The sequence below is a fragment of the Haloparvum alkalitolerans genome, assembly GCF_050122995.1.
Lineage (GTDB): Archaea > Halobacteriota > Halobacteria > Halobacteriales > Haloferacaceae > Haloparvum > Haloparvum alkalitolerans.
In genome coordinates this window covers 1-3,377 of sequence record NZ_JBNLIA010000024.1, presented here as the reverse complement: position 1 = coordinate 3,377, position 3,377 = coordinate 1, and the positions used below count along the sequence as shown (strand labels likewise).

Genomic DNA, 3,377 nt, shown 5'->3' with positions numbered 1-3,377 from the left:
CGAGCCGGCTGGGGCTTTCTAGACGTTGCTGTCTAGAGCAGCAGGCTCAACAGCAGTTATGGAAGCATAATCTGACAGAAAAACAGCACAACTACCGTACTCTACTCAGTATCGCTATCGATCAGAGTCCACCGGCGCCGGAGGCGGCGTCGGGGATGTCGACGGGTTCGACCGGGAGGTCGAGTTCTTCCAGTGCGGCCTTCAGGTGTTCGCCTTTCGCGTAGTCGGAGCCGTCGGCGACGCGCTTCTGCTGGGCGAGCGCGAGTACCTCGCCGCGGCGGTCGTCGGGGATCTCGTACTTGTCGGTCGAGAGTTCCACGGTGAACCCGTTGTGGTCGCGGGTGTACAGCGAGTAGAAGATGCCGCGGTTGAACTCGCTGTACTGATAGCCGTGCGCCTCCAGTCCCTGCTTCACCTCCGCGATGCGGTCGGGGTCGAAGCTGAAGGAGATGTGGTGGACGCCGCCTAACTGGGTGCGCTGGGGGCCGGGGTTGGAGTCGCGGCCCTCCTCGACGAAGAACGTGATGATGCGGCCGTCGCCGGGGTCGAAGAACAGGTGGGTGACGTGGGGCGCGTCGAGGTTCGGCTGACGGAGCACCAGCGACAGTCCGAGCACGTCGCGGTAGAACTCGACGGTGTCCTCGACGTTGCTCCCGATCAGGGTCACGTGGTCGACGCCCGTCACCCCGACCGCGGCGTCCGGTTTCTCGGCGGTGATCGGCGGGTCGCTCAGCGCTGCGGCTTCCTCGGACGCGTCGGTCGCGGAGTCCTCGTTGCTCATGATCACTACTTCGCCTCCCACGACCATGAATCCGGTAGCGACGCCGCCGCAATCGGGTGACGCGCGTGTCACCGGGGGAACCGCGAACGGGACGGGCAGTGCACAATTTCTACAATTTGTAGCTGGTGTGAACGGTGCGGACGGTGCGGACGGCGCGAACACCGGGCGCCATCCGCCGTCCGGGGCCAGATTGAGGGGGCCGGGCGTCGAACGGCGACCGTGACACGCGACACGGCGCACGCGATCGATTTCGACGACGCTCGGGGGACCATCGGGTCGTTCCTGCGCGAGACGCTGGCGGAGGCGGACGCCGACGGCTACGTCCTCGGCGTCTCGGGCGGGCTCGACTCGGCGCTCGCGGCCCACCTCGCGGCGGGCGCGCTGGGGCCGGACCGCGTGCTCGGGCTGGTGATGCCCGGCGCGCCTTCCGCGGAGCGGCACATGCGGGACGCGCGCGAGGTCTGCGACGCGCTCGGGATCGACCGGGTGGAGGTCGACATCGAACCCATCGTGGAAGCGACGCTCGCGGACGTGCCCGCGGAGGACCGCGACCGAGTCACCGTCGGGAACGTTCGCGCTCGCGAACGGATGCTGCTGTCGTACCGCGAGGCGAACCGCCGGAACCTGCTGGTGCTCGGGGCGAACAACCGCTCCGAGCGCCTGCTCGGCTACTTCACGAAATACGGCGACGGCGGCGTCGACGTGGCCGCGCTCGGCGACTGCTACAAGACCGAGGTGTACGCGTTCGCCCGCGCGGTCGGCGTCGACGAACGGATCGTTGGCAAGACCCCGACCGCGGAGCTGTGGGAAGGCCAGACCGACGAGGGGGAGCTCGGCGAGAGCTACGAGACCATCGACCGGATCCTCCGCGCGATCGTCGACCGCGGGCTGTCAGTCCCCGAGACCGCGGAGCGAACCGACATCGACGAGGCGACGGTCCGGGAGTTCGCGGACATGTGGCGCGGCTCCGCCCACAAACGCGCGGCGCCACCGACGCCCGGCGTCGAACGACGGAACCCCTGAGACGACCCCGAGTGGCGTGTCCTCGACCGCGGGGAAGCCCTCTGTCTCAGTCCCGCGACCGGATCCCCAGCACCTTCACGCGCCGGACCCCGTCGAAGTCGCGGAGGCGGTAGACGAGTTCCCGGAGGCGGTCGGCCGGGCCGCGGCAGAACAGCGCCTCCAGGCACCACTCGCCCTGGTGGGTGTGGCTGGTGTTCTGGATCACGTCCTGGTGGTCGTGCTGGACGGCGTGGAGGTCCGCGATCACCTCGTGGTGGCGATAGTCGAACCCCACCAGCGCGACGACTTCGCCATCCTCCTCCTCCAGTCGAGCGTGCGCCTCGACGTACTCCTGCATCGCCTCGCGGACCGCCCGCGACCGGCTCTCCAACCCCTCGTCGCGCCAGACGCGGTCGAACTCCGCGACGACCTCGTCCGGAACGCGCAGACTCGTTCGCATGCAGACCGGTTGGAGGGCGGGTCACAAAAACGGGTCGCGAGTAGGACCCGGCCGACCGCGGCCGACCGCGTATGACGGACCGGCCGGATCGGTCCTAACAACCGCTATACGGCCCGCGGGTGGAGTAGACGACACGATGCTCCACGGCGAAGCGCTCGGACTCCTCGTCGGCGCGGTCGCGCTCGGCGCGGTCCACGGGATCGAACCGGGACACGGCTGGCCGGTCGCGGCGACGTACGCGCTCGACCGCTCGAACAAGTGGATCTACGGACTGGCAGCGAGCCTGATCATCGGCGTCGGCCATCTGATCAGCAGCATCGCGATGGTCGCGGTCTTCTTCTACGCGACCGCGTACTTCGACCTGACGCAGGTGAACGAGCCGATCGCGCTCGCGCCGGGCGTCGAGGTCGGCGGGCCGGTGAGCCTCGTCGCGGGCGTCCTCCTGATCGGTCTCGGCGTCCGGGAGTACCGACACGGGCACAGCCACGAGCACGAGGGCGACGGTCACGACCACCGGCACGAGGGCGACGACGACCACCAGCACGGTGAGCACGGAGACCAGACGCACGATCACGCGGATCACCCCCACGACCACGCCGGTCACTCTCACGACCGCGGCTCGTTCGACGGCGCGGCCGATCGCGGCCTGCTCGGCATCGCGTGGTTCGCGTTCGTCCTCGGGTTCGCGCACGAGGAGGAGTTCGAGATCATCGCGCTGTGTGCCGGGTCTAACCACTGCCTCGAACTGATGAGCGCCTACGCGCTGACGGTGATCGTCGGCATCGTGACGCTCACGCTCCTGCTGATCGCGGGCTACGAGCGCTTCGAGGAGGACGTGGAGCGCTACGCCCCCTACCTCCCGGTCTTCTCCGCGGTCGTGCTGGTGGCGATGGGCGTCGGCTTCATCACCGGGCTGCTCTGAAACTCGCAATACAGCGGGCGTTTTCTGAATGCTGAGAGGAATCGATACTGCGTGTTACAGGCCGAACTAGAATTCCCACATTTCTGAAACTCGCGGCGGTGCGGTGCTGTGCGGTCGGCGCGCGCCGCGGCGACCCTGTGTCGCCGCGACCGCGCGAGGGAGGCGGCGGCGCGGCCGCCTGCTGTGCGGTGCGGTTCCGCGGCCGCGCCGCC

At 68.6% G+C, this 3,377-nt stretch carries 4 protein-coding genes; 2 read left to right on the top strand and 2 right to left on the bottom strand.

Annotation, left to right across the window (positions count from 1 at the left end):
* Positions 1–121: 121 nt before the first annotated feature.
* Positions 122–781 carry a VOC family protein gene (locus ACQE3L_RS15405; RefSeq protein WP_426964744.1) on the bottom strand — a complete coding sequence of 220 codons (660 nt, stop codon included), beginning with the start codon at positions 779–781 and terminating at the stop codon, positions 122–124.
* A gap of 219 nt (positions 782–1,000) precedes the next feature.
* Between ACQE3L_RS15405 and ACQE3L_RS15400 the strand changes: the two genes are divergently transcribed.
* Positions 1,001–1,804 carry an NAD+ synthase gene (locus tag ACQE3L_RS15400; RefSeq protein WP_426964743.1) on the top strand — a complete coding sequence of 268 codons (804 nt, stop codon included), beginning with the start codon at positions 1,001–1,003 and terminating at the stop codon, positions 1,802–1,804.
* A 46-nt stretch (positions 1,805–1,850) separates the two neighbouring features.
* Here ACQE3L_RS15400 and ACQE3L_RS15395 read toward each other — a convergent pair whose 3' ends face one another.
* On the bottom strand, positions 1,851–2,243 hold the full coding sequence (locus ACQE3L_RS15395; RefSeq protein ID WP_426964742.1) for a CopG family ribbon-helix-helix protein: 393 nt from the start codon (positions 2,241–2,243) through the stop codon (positions 1,851–1,853).
* Positions 2,244–2,379: 136 nt separating this feature from the next.
* Between ACQE3L_RS15395 and ACQE3L_RS15390 the strand changes: the two genes are divergently transcribed.
* Complete coding sequence (locus tag ACQE3L_RS15390) at positions 2,380–3,165, top strand: hypothetical protein (protein WP_426964741.1); 786 nt, start codon at positions 2,380–2,382, stop codon at positions 3,163–3,165.
* Positions 3,166–3,377: the final 212 nt, after the last annotated feature.

Bases quoted from the DNA above. Each gene is read 5' to 3' on its own strand.
- ACQE3L_RS15405 (WP_426964744.1), bottom strand. From the start codon at position 781: ATGAGCAACGAGGACTCCGCGACCGACGCGTCCGAGGAAGCCGCAGCG.
- ACQE3L_RS15395 (WP_426964742.1), bottom strand. From the start codon at position 2,243: ATGCGAACGAGTCTGCGCGTTCCGGACGAGGTCGTCGCGGAGTTCGAC.
- ACQE3L_RS15390 (WP_426964741.1), top strand. From the start codon at position 2,380: ATGCTCCACGGCGAAGCGCTCGGACTCCTCGTCGGCGCGGTCGCGCTC.